General features: G+C 50.9%; 15 protein-coding genes. 14 read left to right on the forward strand and 1 reads right to left on the reverse strand.

Going from position 1 to position 17,701, the window contains the following annotated elements; all coding sequences use genetic code 11:
• Nucleotides 1-1,644: 1,644 nt before the first annotated feature.
• The 10 genes from DX130_RS20360 (at nt 1,645) to DX130_RS20410 (ending at nt 12,283) form a co-directional block, all read left to right on the forward strand.
• Nucleotides 1,645-3,501, forward strand: coding sequence for an assimilatory sulfite reductase (NADPH) flavoprotein subunit (locus DX130_RS20360; RefSeq protein WP_116049014.1), 1,857 nt, complete (start codon nt 1,645-1,647; stop codon nt 3,499-3,501).
• Nucleotides 3,502-3,561: 60 nt separating this feature from the next.
• Nucleotides 3,562-5,301, forward strand: a complete 1,740-nt coding sequence (gene cysI, locus DX130_RS20365; protein ID WP_116048538.1) for an assimilatory sulfite reductase (NADPH) hemoprotein subunit — start codon at nt 3,562-3,564, stop codon at nt 5,299-5,301.
• A gap of 701 nt (nt 5,302-6,002) precedes the next feature.
• The gene (locus tag DX130_RS20375; RefSeq protein WP_116048539.1) at nt 6,003-6,689 is read left to right on the forward strand and encodes a thioredoxin domain-containing protein; all 687 of its coding nucleotides are present in this window, start codon (nt 6,003-6,005) and stop codon (nt 6,687-6,689) included.
• A gap of 10 nt (nt 6,690-6,699) precedes the next feature.
• Nucleotides 6,700-7,110: a disulfide oxidoreductase gene (locus tag DX130_RS20380; protein WP_116048541.1), complete on the forward strand. Its 411-nt coding sequence runs from the start codon at nt 6,700-6,702 to the stop codon at nt 7,108-7,110.
• A gap of 16 nt (nt 7,111-7,126) precedes the next feature.
• A complete protein-coding gene (locus DX130_RS20385; RefSeq protein WP_116048543.1) occupies nt 7,127-7,843 on the forward strand; it encodes a response regulator transcription factor in 717 nt (238 codons plus the stop codon).
• The gene (locus tag DX130_RS20390; RefSeq protein WP_116048545.1) at nt 7,844-8,818 is read left to right on the forward strand and encodes a sensor histidine kinase; all 975 of its coding nucleotides are present in this window, start codon (nt 7,844-7,846) and stop codon (nt 8,816-8,818) included.
• 78 nt (nt 8,819-8,896) lie between these two features.
• Complete coding sequence (locus tag DX130_RS20395) at nt 8,897-9,829, forward strand: ATP-binding cassette domain-containing protein (RefSeq protein ID WP_116048546.1); 933 nt, start codon at nt 8,897-8,899, stop codon at nt 9,827-9,829.
• Nucleotides 9,813-10,508, forward strand: coding sequence for an ABC transporter permease (locus DX130_RS20400; protein WP_116048548.1), 696 nt, complete (start codon nt 9,813-9,815; stop codon nt 10,506-10,508). Before DX130_RS20395 ends, DX130_RS20400 begins: the two co-directional genes overlap by 17 nt.
• A 195-nt stretch (nt 10,509-10,703) precedes the next feature.
• Nucleotides 10,704-11,609 (forward strand): DNA-3-methyladenine glycosylase family protein, encoded by a 906-nt coding sequence (locus DX130_RS20405; RefSeq protein WP_240644619.1) that lies wholly within the window; start codon nt 10,704-10,706, stop codon nt 11,607-11,609.
• 308 nt (nt 11,610-11,917) lie between these two features.
• On the forward strand, nt 11,918-12,283 hold the full coding sequence (locus tag DX130_RS20410) for a hypothetical protein (RefSeq protein WP_116048550.1): 366 nt from the start codon (nt 11,918-11,920) through the stop codon (nt 12,281-12,283).
• Nucleotides 12,284-12,553: 270 nt separating this feature from the next.
• On the opposite strand, the gene DX130_RS20415 is transcribed toward DX130_RS20410, so the two are convergent.
• Entirely contained in the window at nt 12,554-13,435 is an 882-nt protein-coding gene (locus DX130_RS20415) for an AraC family transcriptional regulator (protein ID WP_116048551.1), read from the reverse strand.
• Between the two features lie 131 nt (nt 13,436-13,566).
• On the opposite strand from DX130_RS20415, the gene DX130_RS20420 reads away from it, so the two are divergent.
• From DX130_RS20420 to DX130_RS20435, 4 genes are all read left to right on the forward strand, one after another.
• Nucleotides 13,567-14,610 carry a Gfo/Idh/MocA family protein gene (locus tag DX130_RS20420; protein ID WP_116048553.1) on the forward strand — a complete coding sequence of 348 codons (1,044 nt, stop codon included), beginning with the start codon at nt 13,567-13,569 and terminating at the stop codon, nt 14,608-14,610.
• A 101-nt stretch (nt 14,611-14,711) separates the two neighbouring features.
• Entirely contained in the window at nt 14,712-15,449 is a 738-nt protein-coding gene (locus DX130_RS20425; RefSeq protein ID WP_116049018.1) for a ThuA domain-containing protein, read from the forward strand.
• A gap of 331 nt (nt 15,450-15,780) precedes the next feature.
• A complete protein-coding gene (locus DX130_RS20430) occupies nt 15,781-16,968 on the forward strand; it encodes a type III polyketide synthase (protein WP_116048554.1) in 1,188 nt (395 codons plus the stop codon).
• A complete protein-coding gene (locus DX130_RS20435) occupies nt 16,955-17,695 on the forward strand; it encodes a methyltransferase domain-containing protein (protein ID WP_116048556.1) in 741 nt (246 codons plus the stop codon). The genes DX130_RS20430 and DX130_RS20435 overlap by 14 nt, the downstream gene beginning before the upstream one ends.
• Nucleotides 17,696-17,701 lie beyond the last annotated feature (6 nt).

Raw genomic sequence — 17,701 nt, forward strand, 5'->3', positions numbered from 1 at the left:
TTGCGGAACTTAGGCTGCTCAAGGGTTTGCTTCAATGAAATCACCTGTAATCGCTAAAGATATACCCTTTGTAGAAAGGTATCCTTTGCGATTATTGTGGGATTCTGGAAAAGCCAAGGTGTTTTCCGGATTTTTGAGCACATTTGCATGACACTTATGAAACTTCCATCAATTGGGGCGAACTGCATAAGTCATGACACCAATTACGGTAAGTTGTCTTATCCATGCATGTTCGCTTGGCCCGATCTCCAGGAGTACATAACAATCGTACGCACGTCAACCTCTCGGTTGAAAAAGATGCAAATGATACGCTCACGCCGACGAATCCCCTCATCTACGCGTTCAATTCCATTAGAAGTCTGTAGTCTTAAGCGATATTCTTCTGGATATATGTGTATGGCTTGTTGCATCGTTAAATTCGTCTTAGAACGTGTCCATCGCTTTATTCTGAAACGATTCAAAGGTGTCTTTGAGACAATTTCTCGCAATGTCCAGCGCCTCGAAGATGGAGCGAAGCATACTCTTAATACTTTTCTAAAGAGCCTTTGGTGCAGTATTCAAAATTGTTGCGCATAAAGAAGAAGGTTTGACACCGTTATCAGGACACGCCTTGAAAAAATGTTGACAAATGATTTTGATCAAATCATGATGGGTATCACTGTATGCAATTTTCTTCGTTTAATTCACATGCTTTGACTTGGAAAAAAATAGGAATCTCAACTGGCTTCAGATTCGGCATTGCCAACCGCAAGTCTAGAATCTTCGAGTGTTATCCTTGTTGACGTAGTAATCAGTAAAGCCCCTCTAGAGCGTATTCGGCTGTATCCACATACCTTCGCATACAGGCATCCACCGGCATGAACGATACCCCACTTCATGTAAGTTGCGAATGTTCCATGCAAATACGATTGGATCAAGGTGTTTGCGTAAACTCTATTCCGAACAATTCTGCGTAGAAACTATTGATCACAAGCCAAGCTCCATGAGGGGAGTACCAAGATTTGCTCGCTTCGCTGGTAGCAATTGAACAGTTCCATTGATAAAGAACCATCACGAAAACGGAGTATCTGTCGTAATGCCCACTACTCGCGTCAATAACCCACGAGTGTATAATCCATTTATACCTTAGTTTCCTGAGTGTTCGCTCCCATGCTGCAGCGGCTAACTGTTCAGATGCGTGAGCCTCTAACACTTGGTTTAAACTGTCTGCAGTAATGACACTTAGTCAGTATCTCGATTTTCTCTAATAAATAGTGTTAATAATTGAGATCTAGTGTACCTGATACTGAGCCATGAATAAATACTCTCCTCTGGAATGGTCTAGGTAGCTTTTCTAGATGAGAATTTTCTCATGCCTTACTTTTTATAAAATTTATCATTTTACACAAGTATAAACACAATATACGAACTTAGTTTCAATAAATTCTGCTTGAATACAATATTGACTATAAGGTTTTCTCGAGTTTTAGTTCAAAACTTCTTATAGGGGGAAAGCGACGGATATCGTTGACCATATATGTAAGTCTGTGGTAGGTTTAGAGCAGAAAATAAAATCATAGTGATATACTTGGGATTAGCCTGAAATGAACGAACGTGAACGATGAATGACGATGATGAACGAGATTTGATGCGAGGTGGATGTTGTTGCAACTGAAGGTGACGAACAGTCCGTTTACGGAAGAGCAGGCTGAGCTGCTTAACAAGCTCCTGCCAACGTTGACGGAGACACAGACTCAATGGCTCGGCGGTTTTTTGACATTTTATAGGGCGGGTGCGGCTTCGGCCGAAACTGCAGCTAGCGCGCAACTCATAGCGCCAGCATTGGAGCAAGTTGTGCAGGCGGTAGCAAGCGCGTCGACAGCTCCACGCGAAGCGACGATTCTATTCGGCTCGCAGACGGGCAACTCACAGCGTCTGGCCGGCAAGCTGGCAGATAAGCTGAAGGCGCAAGGCTTTGAAGTGACGCTATCGGCCATGAGTGGCTACAAAACGAACGGCCTGAAAAAAACGGCGCATTTGTTTATCGTGGCAAGCACGCATGGTGAAGGCGATCCGCCAGACAATGCATTGACCTTCCACGAATTCCTATATTCCAAGCGTGCACCGAAGCTGGACGGACTGAAGTTCTCAGTGCTGGCGCTGGGCGATACATCTTATGAATTCTTCTGCAAAACGGGCATTGATTTCGACGAGCGCCTGGCCGAGCTGGGCGCAGAGCGTCTGATCGCTCGCGTCGATTGCGATCTCGACTTCGAAGCTCCTGCCAACGAGTGGATGGCAAGTGTCATCGGTTCGCTTGACGCCGCAACCGGAACGGGAGCTGCGGCAGCTACTGTTGGTGCTCCGGCTGTAGCCTCTGTATCAGCAGAATCCGAATATTCACGTTCCAATCCGTTTAAAGCCGAGGTCCTGACGACGATTAACCTGAACGGACGTGGTTCCGATCGCGAGACACGCCATCTGGAGCTGTCTCTGGAAGGCTCCGGACTCTTCTATGAGCCGGGTGATTGTGTCGGCGTCTATCCGGAGAACGATCCGGCTCTTGTTGATGCGATTATTGCAGCGATGAACTGGTCACCTTCCGAGGTGGTTGTTCCGGGCAAAGACGGTGACGAAGGCACCCTTCGTTCCGCGCTTCTACGCCAGTTCGAAGTAACGGTGCTGACGAAACCGCTGCTAGAGAAGGCGGCAGCCTATACAGATAACGGACAATTGGCGGAACTGATCGCTCCTGAGAAGAAGACCGAACTGAAAGCTTATACGAACGGACGAGACCTGCTTGATCTGCTGCAGGATTTTGGTCCTTGGAAGCTGACAGCTGTGAATCTGGTATCGATTCTACGCAAGCTGCCGCCGCGTCTTTATTCCATCGCAAGCAGCAACAAAGCGAATGAGGATGAAGTGCATCTGACGATTCGCAAGGTAGAATATGAAGCGCATGGGCGCGCTCGCGGAGGCGTATGCTCCGTTCAAGTGTCGGAGCGTCTCGCAGAAGGCGATACACTCTCAATCTTCATCCAGCATAACCCGAACTTCAAGCTTCCGGCTAATCCGGAGACGCCAATCATAATGGTCGGTCCGGGTACGGGTGTAGCTCCTTTCCGCGCTTTCATGGAAGAGAGAGAAGAGCTTGGCTTGGAAGGGAAGACGTGGCTGTTCTACGGCGACCGCCATTTCGTGACAGACTTCCTGTACCAGACCGATTGGCAGAGAATGCTGAATGACGGCGTGCTGACGAAGCTAGATGTGGCATTCTCTCGCGATACCAAAGAGAAGGTGTATGTGCAACATCGGATGCTTCAACAGGCAGAAGAGTTGTATTCTTGGCTGCAAGAAGGAGCGCATGTGTATGTGTGTGGCGATGAGAAGCATATGGCGCATGATGTTCATAACGCACTTCTGACCATTATTGAGCAGCAAGGCGGACTGGACGCCGAAGCGGCGAAAGCTTATCTGGCCGAATTGCAGGCGCAGCAGCGCTACCAACGTGACGTATATTAATCGAATCGATAGAGATAGCGTGTGCGCTTGAAGGCGCATCGGTGAAAGGAGCCTGCAGCAATGACAAAGAAACATAAAGTAGAGCCGATCGGCGGACCGCCGAGCGACGTTGAACATTTAAAGAAGGAAAGCAACTACTTGCGCGGTTCACTTGTAGAGTCGCTGCAAAATCGGATTACAGGCGGACTTTCGGAGCTGGATAATCGCTTGCTGAAATTCCACGGCAGCTACATGCAGGATGATCGCGACGTGCGCAACGAGCGTCAGAAGCAGAAGCTGGAGCCTTCGTTCCAATTCATGCTTCGTGTCGTAACGCCGGGCGGCGTATCGACGCCAGAGCAATGGCTCGTCATCGACGAGCTTGCCGAGAAATACGGCAGCGGCAGCATCAAGCTGACGACTAGACAAGCATTCCAGCTTCATGGCGTATTGAAGTGGAATCTGAAGGATACGATCAAAAGCATTAATGATACGCTGCTAACGACGCTTGCTGCATGCGGCGACGTCAACCGTAATGTCATGTGCAACCCGAACCCGGAGCAATCTCAGGTGCATACGGAAGTTTTCCACTGGGCGCAGCAGATTACGACACATCTGGCTCCTCGCACGCCGGCTTACCATGAGATTTGGCTGGAAGGGGAGAAGCTGATCGACAGCACGGAGCTGCTGAAGGTTGAAGGCGCGGACCCGGTAGAGCCAATCTATGGGCCGGTCTATCTGCCGCGTAAGTTCAAGATCGGCATCGCGGTGCCGCCTTCCAACGACGTCGACGTCTACTCGCAGGATTTGGGATATATCGCTATCGTTGAAAAGGGCAAGCTGGTCGGATTCAACGTTACGGTCGGCGGCGGCATGGGTATGACGCATGGCGACACGAATACGTACCCGCAGCTTGGACGTGTAATCGGCTTTATTAAGCCGGAGCAAGTGAATGAGATCGCGGAGAAAACGGTGACAATCCAGCGCGACTACGGTAACCGTTCCGTTCGGAAATACGCTCGCTTCAAATATACAATTGACCGTCACGGTCTGGACTGGTTTGTAGCCGAGCTGCAGGAGAGACTAGGCTGGGAGCTGGAACCGGCTCGTCCATTTCACTTCGAGAACAGCGGCGACCGCTATGGCTGGCAGAAGGACAAGAATGGCCGTTGGAATCTGACGCTGTATGTACAGAGCGGACGTATCGCCGACCAAGAGGGATATCAGCTCAAGACAGGCCTTCGCGAGATTGCGAAGATCCATACGGGCGACTTCCGTCTGACGGCGAACCAGAACCTGATGATTGCAGGAATCACTACAGCGAAGAAGGCCAAAATCATTGCGTTGCTTGGTCAATATGGCATTACGGATGGCGGCCAACATTCCGCGATTCGCCGCAGCTCCCTATCCTGTGTAGCTTTCCCTACGTGTGGACTGGCGATGGCGGAGGCTGAGCGTTACTTGCCGACTCTGGTTGATAAGCTGGAGCCGATTCTGGAAGAAGTCGGCCTGCGTGACAACGAGATCAATATTCGTATGACCGGCTGCCCGAACGGCTGCGCGCGTCCAGCGCTTGGCGAGATTGCCTTCATCGGCAAGTCGCCGGGCAAATACAATATGTACATGGGCGCTGGCTTTTCCGGTGACCGCCTCAGCAAGCTGTATCGCGAGAATGTGGACGAAAATGAAATTCTGGAAACACTAAAGCCGATTATCCATCGCTATGCGGCGGAGCGCGATAACGAGGAGCATTTCGGCGACTTCGTCATTCGTACAGGTTATGTGAAGCCTGTTATTTCCGGCACTGATTTTCATAGCTAGTCGACTGAATGGACAGTATCAGCACAGGATGGGAGCAAGACTCCTCCTGTGCTTTTTTTGTCCGTATTCCTATAGTCGGAGGCAGGGAGTCATGATATATAATGAAGATAGACAAACATGAATCGGCTGAGGAGTAACAGGTTGAACGGGTTTCTTACCCGCACGGAGACAGAAAGGCTGATGGTATGGCTTCTAATTAAAGAGGATTACAGCGAGCGGCTGGCCTTCTGCATTTGAGCGAATGCAAGCATGGTTTCAGCGGCTCTTGGTCAGGCATCAGGAACTAGCGAGGGGTGACAAAGTGAACATAATCGGCCTATTTCAAAAAAAAGAGGGTGGTGCGTACCTGGGGATGATCGACTTTCCAACATTGGCGCGAGAAGAATTCCAGTAGGAAAGAACTGGCTATATCATACAACCTGGCGGAGAGTGCCGGCATGAAGTTCGATTGCATCCGAAAAGCGTTCTTGTATGAGTATGGCAAGTGGACGGACCGTCTGGTCTACTAAAGTAACGTGCTATTTTAGGAGGGGCATCGTATCGACTTTCAGACGGAATGGGGCTACTCGCATGAAGCCTCCTGCGTTTTCAAAATTGTGCGTTTTCGCCCGACTTGCTCTATAGTGGAAGAGTCCCTGATATGATATGTTTGGTGAGATAGCATACCAATCCAATATGTTGAAAAAGGTGGTTTTACGAACATGTCTTCCAAAAAAGGAACCAAGCCTGGCGGATCGCGTTATTTCGTGCTGTACACGGCTATTATCATTATTGTTGTCGCTGCATTGTTTGTCATCAACCAACAGTCGAAGGGCGGAGGCGGCAGTGAATCGATCGGCAGCGCGCCTTCGACTGTCGCGCAGCCTGTAATGGGGGACGCCGCAGCCAAAGTTTCCATTGTCGAATTCGGCGACTACAAATGTCCTTCTTGCAAAGCATGGGGAGAGACGCTCTGGCCCAAGCTGAAAGCAGACTATGTCGATACGGGCAAAGCAACGTTCTCCTACATTAATGTATTGTTCCACGGCGAGGAGTCCAGACTGGGCGCGCTTGCGAGCGAAGCGATGCTGAAGCTGCACCCGGAGCAGTTCTGGGATTTCCATAAGAAGCTGTATGACGCGCAGCCGGGTGATGATCATGACAGCTTGTGGCTGACGGAGGAGAAGGTGATGGAGACGGCCAAAGCGGCAGTTCCGGATCTGGACGAGGAAGCACTGAAAGCGACGATGGCTACGGAGGAAGCTGCCAAGCTTGTTGAGCTTGACGAGATTCTGGTGAAGCAGTTCAACATACAGGCTACCCCTACCATCATGATTAATGATGTGAAAATTGCGAATCCGTTCGATTATGCAGCGATTCAAGCTGCAATCGAGAAACAACTGAAATAGGAGGCCAATTATGGAGTTCATGAGACGCAATGTCTTGTATTTCGCTTGGCTGGTTGCCGTTGTGGCGACGCTGGGTAGTCTGTATTTCAGCGAGATTAAAGGATATATACCATGCGAGCTTTGCTGGTATCAGCGCATTTTGATGTATCCGCTTAGCTTGCTGCTGGGTATCGCAGCCTTTTACGATGAACATTCCATTAAGAAGTATGTGCTTCCATTGTCTATTATGGGCATGCTGGTCGCTGCCTTCCACTACATGGAGCAGAAGATTCCTGGTTTTTCGGGCATCAGGCCGTGCACGCAAGGAGTTCCTTGCAACAAGGATTATATTGACTGGTTCGGCTTTGTAACCATTCCGTTCCTGGCATTGATAGCATTTACACTTATTACGGCGCTGCTGCTCGTTTTCCGAAAAAGATAAGAAAGGGGCTCCCTGTATGACTGCCAGCTTGCTGCTTATCGAAGACGATTTCTCTATTAGCGAGATGGTCGTTGACTATTTATCCAAAGAAGGCTATCTCGTAACGACCGTAAACGATGGCGGCGACGCGATGCAGGCATTCGACGGAGGAACCTATGATCTGGTGCTGCTGGATCTGATGCTGCCCAATGTGAACGGGCTCGATTTGCTGCAGCGGATCCGTGAGCGAAGCAAAGTGCCGATTCTCATCCTGTCTGCAAAGGATGGCGAGGTGGACAAGGCGCTGGGGCTAAGGTTCGGTGCCGACGATTATATTGCCAAGCCCTTCTCCCTGCTGGAGCTGTCGGCGAGAGTGAGTGCGTCGATCCGAAGAGCTACACAGTACGTGTCGATGACGGAGCCTATTCTGCCTGCTGAAGAAGCAGAGCAGGCGCTGCTGGTGTGTGGCGATCTGAGCATGGACCCGGACAACTTCACGGTGACGAAGCGGGGCGAGGACGTGAAGCTGACGGCGAAGGAGTTTCAAATTTTGAAGCTGTTCGTTCAGCATCCGACACGGGTGTATACGAAGGCGTTGCTCTATCAGCTGGTCTGGAATGATGATTATTACGGCGACGAGAATGTGATTAACGTCCATATGAGACGGCTTCGGGAGAAGATCGAAGACGATCCGTCGCATCCCTGTTACATACGCACATTGTGGGGGATCGGATACCGACTGGGGGAAGCTTAGATGCTGTGGCTTTTTTTCGGACTGGCAGTACTATTCGCCATCTTGTATGTTCGTGAACTTGCGCGCAATCGGGTGACTCGGAGAAATCTGCGATATATTCAGTTCAAGCTGGACGAAATAGCGAATCGCCCGTCATCCTCATCTGTGGAGCGGGTTCAGGTCATGACGGAGCAGGTCGAGCTGCGGGAGATGTTGCGCGCCGTGAACGAGTGGCTGGACCGCGCCCGCCAATTAGCCTCCGATTATGCGATGACGGAGCAAGCGATGCGCCGCATGCTGTCCAATGTGTCGCATGACTTGAAGACGCCGCTTACAGTCATTCTGGGTTATGCGGAGATGCTGGATCGAAGCCCGGAGCTGGTGCCGGAGGAGCGTCAGCGTTTGCTTGGCCAGATCTATAGAAAGACGCAGGAAGTGCTTGCACTTATGAATGCGTTCTTCGATCTGGCGAAGCTGGAGGCGAATGATTCCGAGTTGGAGATGGCTGTGTTGGATATCGGGGAGCTGGCCCGTCATCGTATTCTGGCCTATTATGACCTGCTGGCTTCTGAAGGCTATGAGGTGGATATCAATATTCGGGAGGAACCGCTTCAGGTATATGCCAATGAAGAGGCATTGACGCGCATTCTGGACAATCTGTTCTCGAATGCTGTCCGGTACGGATCGATCGGCAAATATTTGGGAGTTTCCATTAAGCGACGGAGTGGGCAAGTTGTTATCGAAGTGGCAGATCGGGGTCCCGGCATACCGCCAAGCGAACAGAAGCGAATATTCGAGCGGCTATATACGCTGGAGGATTCACGCAATAAGAACGTGCAGGGAAGCGGTCTTGGACTTGCGATTACGAAGCGCCTGATTGAACGGATCGGTGGCAGCATTGCGGTTCAGAGCGTGCCGGATGTCCGTACAAGCTTTACCGTGACGCTAAGGGCAATGGAACCCCAAGCGGCAGCAAAAGCAGGAAGTAAGGAATAAGTAAGATTTGAGACAGAAAAAAGTGAGAGACCCGCGATAAGATAAGCTCATAACGAATTTAAGCGGGAGAGTGAACAGATGACAGAATTAATCCGAACGCGGCTGCTGAGCAAAACGTACGGCATGGCAGACGTCGTCACAAATGTCAGTATGAAGGTCCGCAGCGGGGAAATTTACGGTTTCCTTGGACCTAATGGAGCGGGCAAGTCTACTTTGATGAAAATGCTTCTGAATCTGGTCAAGCCGACTGGAGGCGAAATTGAATTGTTCGGCGAACGGCTTTTGCCGGGTACGATTGAGCCGCTCAAGCGGATCGGTCATATGATCGAAGCGCCGGTATTTTATGAGAAGCTGACAGCGGAGCAAAATCTCGAGCTGCACTGCGAGTATATGGGCTACCATCGTTCGGGAGCAATCCGGGAAGCACTAGAGCTGGTTCAACTGCGCGGTATCGAGGGCAAGCCAGTCAAGCAATTCTCGCTTGGGATGAGGCAAAGGCTTGGCATCGCCAGAGCGATCTGTACGCGTCCGGAATTGTTGTTGCTGGATGAGCCAATCAACGGCCTGGACCCAGAGGGGATACAGGAGACGCGATCGCTGTTCAGAAGGCTATGCGACGAATACGGAATGACGCTTCTGATCTCTAGTCATATGCTGGCGGAGATCGAGCAGATCGCCGATACAATTGGTGTGCTGGATCGCGGACGTCTCCTGCAGGAAGTATCCATGGAGAGCATTCGCAGCTCCAAGACCGACTATGTGGAGATATCGACGACGGATGTGAAGCTGTGCGCATTTGTGCTGGATGATCGTTTGGGCATTCGCAACTACAAGATTGTAGGCAACACGGCCGTTCGCATCTATGCAATGTCCATGACTCAAGAGGAGCTGTTCAAGGGACTGATCTTGAACGACGTCCCGGTAACGGCTATCAATCGGCGTCATCACTCGCTGGAAGAATACTTCCTTGAATTGACACGGGGAGGTGGCGGATATGCTGCATCTCATTAAGCTGGAGCTTAAGAAAGGCAGGATGACAGGGTATCTATGGGGATCGCTCATTACGTATGGCGTTATTTTGGGCTTCCTGATCCTTATCTACATGGTGGAGGGGCCCGTTCAAGAAGAGCCTATCTTCCAAAGCAATGCGGAGATGCTGGGCCTCATTGACACGCTTATACGCGCCACGTTTATTATTTATGCATCGGTACTGCTGTCCAAACTCGTCATCGGAGAATTCCAAAACAAGACGATTGCGCTTCTGTTCGCTTATCCGGTAAGCCGCAAGAAGCTGCTGCTGGCGAAGCTGTCGATGGTGTTCATATGGACCTTAGCTAACGTTATTATTGCGAATTTTATCATTGGCACCATATTCCTGACACTCAATGCTAACTTTGGCTATGTACAGGGTACGGTTACGTCTGGGCTGCTGATCAATCATGGCATATCTATCGTGACTCAAGCGATAGCAGCCGCAGGCATGAGCTTGCTTCCCCTGACGATTGGGATGAGGAAAAAATCTGTTCCAGCAACGATTATTACATCTGTGCTTATCGTCGTAATCGTATGCTCCAACAACATGGGCTTCAGCCTTAGCTCGATTATCGCGATCCCGTTATCGCTTTCAGCGCTTGGCATTATGCTTACTTTTTTAAGTATTCGCAATATAGATCGAATCGATGTTGCTTAGAGAGAATGGCTCAGTTTTCTCTTTTCAGCATTTCGATAGTAAGAGGCGAAGACGATCTCCCAGGAGGTCGTCTTTTTTGAATGCGATGCATCGGTCATTCCAAGACTAAAAGAGCAAGATTCCGTAGTTTATTTCTTCCGTGATTGTGCTACAACTAGAATAGGACAATGTGTACGGGAAGCGGAGGAAATACGATTGAATAGATGGATAGTGGAGTTGCAGGTTCCGGAGGCGTTTTGTTTTGAGCAAAACGCGGCGTATTTGCAGAGATCGGCGAATGAATGCATGTATCGGATCGAAGAAGGTTTTGTTTATAAAGCAATAGCTCGTGGTGATGATACGGCCGTTATGAAGGTGGGTCCGGCTGCTGGGGGGCTTTCGTTAGAGCTTCTCGAAATGCCGAAGAACGCAGCTGCCTGCGATGGACTAATGGCTGCAGCAGTTGCATATGTGCGTGAATGGTTCGATCTGGACCGGGATTTGTCGCCATTTTATGAGCTTGCGTCAGGCGATCGACTTTTGCAGGAGCCGGTCCGGCAATTTAATGGCCTTAGGCTGATGGGCATACCGGATTTGTTCGAGGCGTTATGCTGGGGAATTATTGGACAGCAGATCAACTTGGCATTTGCCTATACGCTCAAGAGAAGGCTGATTGAATCTTACGGCATGCCGGTGGAGGCAGAGGGCGTTACCTACTGGCTATTCCCGAAGCCGGAGTTAATCGCATCGCTGTCGGTCTCCGATCTGGAGCCGCTGCGCATGACCGTGAAAAAATGCGAGTATTTGATCGGCGCAGCGGAGGCTATCGTTTCAGGAGCAATGAGCAAGGAGCGGCTTAATGCCGCCGGCAGCTTGAAGGAAGCGGAAAAGCTGCTGACTGGCATGAGGGGGATCGGGCCGTGGACGGCTCACTATGCGATTATGCGCTGCCTGAGGCTGCCGGACGCATTTCCCATCGACGATGTCGGCTTGCATAACGCGGTCAAGTTGCAGCTTGGCATGGATCGAAAGCCGACCAAGCCGGAGCTGATTGCGATGTCCGAAGGCTGGCGAGGCTGGGAGGCGTATGTGACTTTTTATTTGTGGCGGTTGTTGTACTAAACTTAGCTCATGACGGAGCACTGAAGAACGCCCTTCATGGTCAACTGTGTGCGAAAGCTCGATTAGTAATGGGCTAAAAAATGATAATCTTCATGACATGCCAACGAATGAATGGCCATCTTTAGTGGGATGGCTGTTTTAGGCTGTCGAGAAACATTTTTGACAAAGCTCAAGGCGTTTTTATATACGAATGGTATTAATTGAGAAGTTTGTCGATCCATAAAATGGATACTTAGACTCATTGTAACAAAAACCTAATAATTGTAAACTTGGACTTAAATCCAATAATATCCCATAGGAGGGTTTTTATGAGAAAAGTATTTCGTATCTATGGACTTGTTGCATTGATCTTTATTCTGACTGCAACCACTGTATTTGCTGCCAACCAATCAAGCACCGCTTACGCCACAGGCGGAGGAAATGACGCCAGTTCTTCGTATATTAACGGTCAAGGTCAAATGGGTAAAATAAAATTCAATTCATCCGGCGGTGGCTATGGCTTCTATGAAAAATCTTGTACAGGAACGGTTACCACATATGGCCCTGCCAGCTATATCCCTGCTGACGGGGGTTCAGTTGAACAACTTGTGGCAATGCCATCCAACTGCAAGTTTAAGCTACACATTACTAGCGGAGTGTTTCCGGTAGCCGGCACAATTCAAAACTACAGCTAATACACACGTAAGCGCTCCTCTGATTAGGACGAGCGATCAGACTGTCGAGAAAATCTCGGCAGTCTATTTTTATTCCCATTTCTATCAACACGACATTGCATGTAATTGTGATAATAACATTAACTATACTTATATTTTTTTGATTCGTTCAAAAGACGATTAGATAGCCTTGCGCCTGGATAAGGCGACAAAGTGTGGGAACCCTCATTTTCTTCTCCTTACACACTAAAAACAAACAGAGCAAACCCTGGACATTCATATAGGCGCGAGCTACAGCTCCCTGACCTGCTTATAATATTGCCCAGGCGATACGCCCGTGAACTGCTTGAACACTTTGCTGAAGTAATAGGGGTCTTCAAGGCCAGTCAAATAACCGATTTCCCCGAAGCCCATATGCGTCGCCTGAATAAGCTCCTGCGCATGCTGGATTCGAACCTTGTTGACGTACCGCGTAATGGTGTACCCCGTCGTTTCCTTGAAGATCCGGTTCAAATAATCATAATTGGATTCGAATTCTCGCTCGATCAGGGCGCTTCCAATCTTCTCCATGTAGTGCTGATGGATATAGTCGAGCAGGGCATGGACTTTGGCTACAGCCTTGGAGCCTTTCCCCCCTTCATGCCGCAGCTTGTGCAGGAAGTAGTCCCGCGACAGCTCGATGAGCAGCCCGGAGAAGCGCAGAGCGGTTAGTCCCCGATTGTAATGCTTGCGTCTATAGAGAATCAGCAGCTCATTCAGCGCATGCATCATTTGGCTGAAGCTGTTTTTGTCGGAGAGTGAGTGCAGCTTGGGGAAGTAATAAGTCGTTTCCTCTTCCGGGTCGGCTTGCTCCTCCAACAGAATGCTTTTGGCCAGCTCAAGCGGGTTCAATTCTTCGACGGCGGATATGCCCGGATGTTTGAAGTGAAAGTAATAGTAATCGCAAGGGGCCTTCTTCGTGCCCTCGTGATCCAGTCCAGGCTCCAGCAGAAGAGAATCCCCGCGTTTCAGCACGTAATCACGTCCATCCTCCCTCATATGAAGCTCTCCATTTTTTACGATGTAAAGAATGTGCTCGTCGGTATTGCGGTGAAAATGAATCCATGGAGCCGTATAGGAAACGAAGCCCATCAGCATTATTTTGGGAACTCGGTCGACGTTCATTTTTAACATAAAGATTCACACCCTCTATTCGGAAAAGTCGGTATTGTACAAAAAGCGTCATGATTGCTCATTTTCGATTATTCTAGCACACTCTATACTGTTGGTGAACGGCCAACTCACTTGTGAAATGGAGGGTGGATATGGAGAAGCTGAGGATCGGGGTCATTGGGCTTGGCGGTATTGCGAATTATCACATCTGGGGCATTAAGCAAAGTCCGGATGCCGAGCTATGGGCGATCTGCGACGTGAACGAACAAGCGCTTGCGGAACGAGGCGAATCGCTGGGCATCCCGATGGAGAGGCGTTTTTTGCGCCATGAGGACATGCTTCAGAACGGAGAAGTCGATGCGGTTATGATCGGTACGCCGAACTTCAACCACTTTGCGGTGGCTCGTGACGCGATGCGATTCGGAAAGCCGTTTGCGCTGGAGAAGCCGATCGCGATGAATATGCGGGAGGCGCTCGTGCTGCGAGAAGAACTGCAGAAGTCCCCCATCCCTCATATGGTGTGCTTTACGTACCGCTATAAGTCCGCTGCCCGCTATGCGCGGCAGTTGATTGCCGAAGGCAAGCTTGGACGCATCCATCATATATATAGCCAGTATTTGCAAGGGTGGGCCATTGACGAGAAGCTTCCGCTCGTATGGCGATTCAGCAAGGAGCTGTCTGGCTCCGGCGCTCTCGGCGATCTGGGTTCGCATATTCTTGATCTGCATCGTTTCCTGGTGGGCGAGACGGAGAAGGTTATGGCGCACGCTGATACGATTATCCGTGAGCGTGAGTTGATCAGCGGCAATGGCAGGGGCGAGGTAGATGTCGATGACTTCTGCCATGTGCTAGGGCGGATGGAGGGCGGCATCTCGTCCTCCATGCAGATTTCCCGGTTTGCGTTCGGCCGCGGGAATTACCAGCGCATCGAGATTTACGGCTCCACAGGGTCGCTCGTATATAATCTGGAGGAATCGGACTCGCTGCAGGTGAACTTTGCGGATGAAGAGGGCGGATTTCAGGATGTTGCCGTGCCGGAGAGCTGCATAGCGGAGCAAATGCAGTCCTTCTTCAATTTGCTGCGCGGCAGGGGAGACGGGTTGGATGCAACCATTGAGGACGGTTATATCAATCAGCGGACGCTGGACGCTATTATTGAATCGTTTACAGAGGAGCGCTGGGTGTCGACGGTGTAGTGGACGGCGAGGCCGATCTGCTGGAAGCCGTGTAACTTGGATTAGGGGTAAGACTCGGAAGTGAAATGAAAAAAATGGTTACAGGAATAGGAGATGAAGATATTATGACAATTCGCGTAACGGTATGGAACGAATATCGGCATGAAAAACAAAATGAGCTGGTAGCCAGCATTTATCCAGAGGGCATCCATAATGCCATCGGCAACTATTTGAAGACGAATGAGCCGGTGGAGGTTCGCACAGCGACACTGGATGAGCCGGATCATGGTCTGACCGATGAGGTGCTCGCGAGCACGGATGTACTGATCTGGTGGGGACATATCGCGCATGATGAAGTGCGCGACGACATTGTGGAGAAGGTGCGGGACCGTGTTGTCTCGGACGGCATGGGGCTTATCGTACTTCACTCCGGCCATGCTTCCAAGCTGTTCGAGCGTCTGCTCGGCACGAAGACGGGTACGTTGAAATGGCGTGATGATGGCGAACGCGAAAGAGTATGGGTCATCGAGCATGGTCATCCGATTGCGGAAGGACTTGGCGATTACTTCGAAATTCCGAAAGAAGAAATGTACGGCGAGCGCTTCGAGATTCCAGCGCCGGACGAGCTTGTCTTCATCTCGTGGTTCGAGGGCGGCGAAGTATTCCGCAGCGGCTGCTGCTACCGTCGCGGCAAGGGCAAGCTGTTCTACTTCCGTCCAGGCCATGAAACATTCCCAATCTACCATCAGCCGGAAGTGCTGAAGGTCATCGGCAACGCCGTTCGCTGGGCTGCGCCTATAGCAGGTGCGGCAACTCGCTCCGGACGTATGGAGCCAATTGAGCCGATCGGCAAAAACTAGCAGTAAAGCGACTGGTTAGCGCATAAGCACAAAACAGACCAGCTTGTTTGTAGACAACTTTGTATAGGCTGATTCGCAGGTTCTGATCTCTCCTTATCCGCCAGGAGAGATCAGAGCCTATTTGCGCATAGGCAAGAGGCGGAATTCGGCTGCGCTCGATCCTATCGGCAGCGAAGGAGTTGTCTTTGAAAATGGATGCTTCAACGCTACTTTCACGATATTGTCCGCTATTAAGCGGCAGCTTGTACATATTGCGGGATCGGATCGAATAGACTTTTCCTAATACGGGCTTGTCTGGTTGTATGGACGGGTATGAGGAGGGGAAAGAAGGATGAGAATGCATGATGAGAGTATGGACATTGCTATATTGGGGCTGGGAACGGCTGTTCCGCCCTATCGGATGGATCAGGAGGATACGTCCCGCAGGCTGACGGAGGCCTTGTCCGACGCGGGATATTCCGATTCCAGCCGGTGGGCCAAACGGATATTTCGGCAGTGCGGTGTAGAAAGCCGCTATACCTGCGAGCCGAATTTGCTTGAGCCCGCTGCGAATTGCCGATACTTTCCGAGTGCGGACAAGCACACAGAGGTACCGTCAACCAGCGGACGCATGGCGGTGTATAAGCGGGCATCGGTTCCGCTTGCGGCAGAGGCAGCACGCAAGGCACTGGCGGACAGCGGCGTACAAGGGAATGAGATTACCCATCTAATCACGGTCAGCTGTACGGGGCAGTTTCTTCCGGGACTAGACGCTGCGCTAATGGGAGAGCTGGGGCTTCGTCCCATTGTAGCGCGGGTGCCGCTTACTTTTCTAGGTTGCGCTGCGGGGTTGAAGGCGGTCTGTCTGTCCAAGAAGCTGGTAGCGGGCCAGCCGTATGCACGAGCCTTGGTCGTATGCGTGGAGCTGTGCACGCTTCATATTCAGCCATCCAGTGACAGGGAAGCGCTCTATGGGGCATCGTTCTTCGGCGATGGGGCTTCCGCTTGCGTGGTAGGCACGCCGGACGAGAACCAGCGGGATGTATTCCTGCTAGGCGAGGAAAGATCGGTGCTGCTGCCCGGCAGTGCGGGGGAGATGATCTGGGAGGTAGGCAACCATGGGTTCGATCTCTATCTATCCCCATCGATTCCCCGATTGATCGGGGAGCATGTTCCCACAGAAGTCGACTTTCTTCTGGATGGTGTGCCTAAGCCGGACTTATGGGCGATTCACCCGGGCGGCAGAGGCATTGTCGATATTATGCAAGACATGTTTGGGCTGAGCGACAAGCAGACCTCGGCTAGCCGAACGATATTGCGCGAGTACGGCAATATGTCGTCTGCTACGATACTATTTGTCCTGAACGAGATGAAGCGATTGTTGCGTGAGGATGGAGCCGGATTTAAGGAGGGCATTGCGCTGGCCTTCGGTCCAGGGGTGACAGCGGAGATGATTCGTATTGCCTACTCTCCGTCTATGCAAGCAAGAAATACGGAAGGTTGGACAGATAACGCCACAGAGGCGGATGCCTATGCTTAAAGCTCTTCAGAATCGGGAGTCGAGACCTGAATATATGGACGATACCTCACAGGGCGGACCGGAGCTTCGTGAAGCGCTGGTCCATCTGCGGCGGCTGAATCGATTGTTCGGCGCGGCTTCGCCCACTCTCTACGGTGTGAAACGATTGTGGAAGGCTGCGGGCTCCCCTAAGGAGTTGTCCATTCTGGACGTTGGAGCAGGTTCGGGAGATGTGAATCAAAAGCTTCTTCGATGGGCGCTGGAGGAAGGGATTCGGCTGAATGTAACGCTTGTTGATACGACGGAAGAGGCGGTAAAAGAGGCGAATCTATTCTTCTGGAACGAATCGCGTGTCAGCGTTAGTCAAGGCGATCTGTTCGAGCTGGATGCGGAATCTGCGGATGTGGTCACGGGAACGCAATTTCTGCATCATTTTACAGGAGAGGATCTGGAGCGGGCAGTGAGACAAATGCTGCAAGTATCCCGGATCGGCGTTGTCATTAACGACATTCATCGGCATCCTCTGTCGTGGCTGGCTGTGTGGCTGACTACCCGGCTCATCTCGCGCAATTCCTATATACGGCATGACGGGCCATTATCGGTGGCCAAAGGATTCAGAGGAGAAGATTGGAGGAGGCTGAGAGAGGCATTGTCGCTCACTCCGACGGAATTCCAGCATGTCTGGCGGCCATTGTTCCGATATGCGGTCATGATCAGTAAGGATGGAGAGATGCCCCATGCGAGGTGAGGGTAC

This window comes from Paenibacillus paeoniae (assembly GCF_003388735.1).
Classification (GTDB): domain Bacteria; phylum Bacillota; class Bacilli; order Paenibacillales; family Paenibacillaceae; genus Pristimantibacillus; species Pristimantibacillus paeoniae.

Coding starts and splice junctions, on each gene's coding strand:
- DX130_RS20385 (WP_116048543.1), top strand. CDS start 7,127: ATGACTGCCAGCTTGCTGCTTATCGAAGACGATTTCTCTATTAGCGAG.
- DX130_RS20410 (WP_116048550.1), top strand. CDS start 11,918: ATGAGAAAAGTATTTCGTATCTATGGACTTGTTGCATTGATCTTTATT.
- DX130_RS20400 (WP_116048548.1), top strand. CDS start 9,813: ATGCTGCATCTCATTAAGCTGGAGCTTAAGAAAGGCAGGATGACAGGG.
- DX130_RS20415 (WP_116048551.1), bottom strand. CDS start 13,435: ATGTTAAAAATGAACGTCGACCGAGTTCCCAAAATAATGCTGATGGGC.
- DX130_RS20380 (WP_116048541.1), top strand. CDS start 6,700: ATGGAGTTCATGAGACGCAATGTCTTGTATTTCGCTTGGCTGGTTGCC.
- cysI (WP_116048538.1), top strand. CDS start 3,562: ATGACAAAGAAACATAAAGTAGAGCCGATCGGCGGACCGCCGAGCGAC.
- DX130_RS20390 (WP_116048545.1), top strand. CDS start 7,844: ATGCTGTGGCTTTTTTTCGGACTGGCAGTACTATTCGCCATCTTGTAT.
- DX130_RS20395 (WP_116048546.1), top strand. CDS start 8,897: ATGACAGAATTAATCCGAACGCGGCTGCTGAGCAAAACGTACGGCATG.
- DX130_RS20420 (WP_116048553.1), top strand. CDS start 13,567: ATGGAGAAGCTGAGGATCGGGGTCATTGGGCTTGGCGGTATTGCGAAT.
- DX130_RS20435 (WP_116048556.1), top strand. CDS start 16,955: ATGCCTATGCTTAAAGCTCTTCAGAATCGGGAGTCGAGACCTGAATAT.
- DX130_RS20375 (WP_116048539.1), top strand. CDS start 6,003: ATGTCTTCCAAAAAAGGAACCAAGCCTGGCGGATCGCGTTATTTCGTG.
- DX130_RS20430 (WP_116048554.1), top strand. CDS start 15,781: ATGAGAATGCATGATGAGAGTATGGACATTGCTATATTGGGGCTGGGA.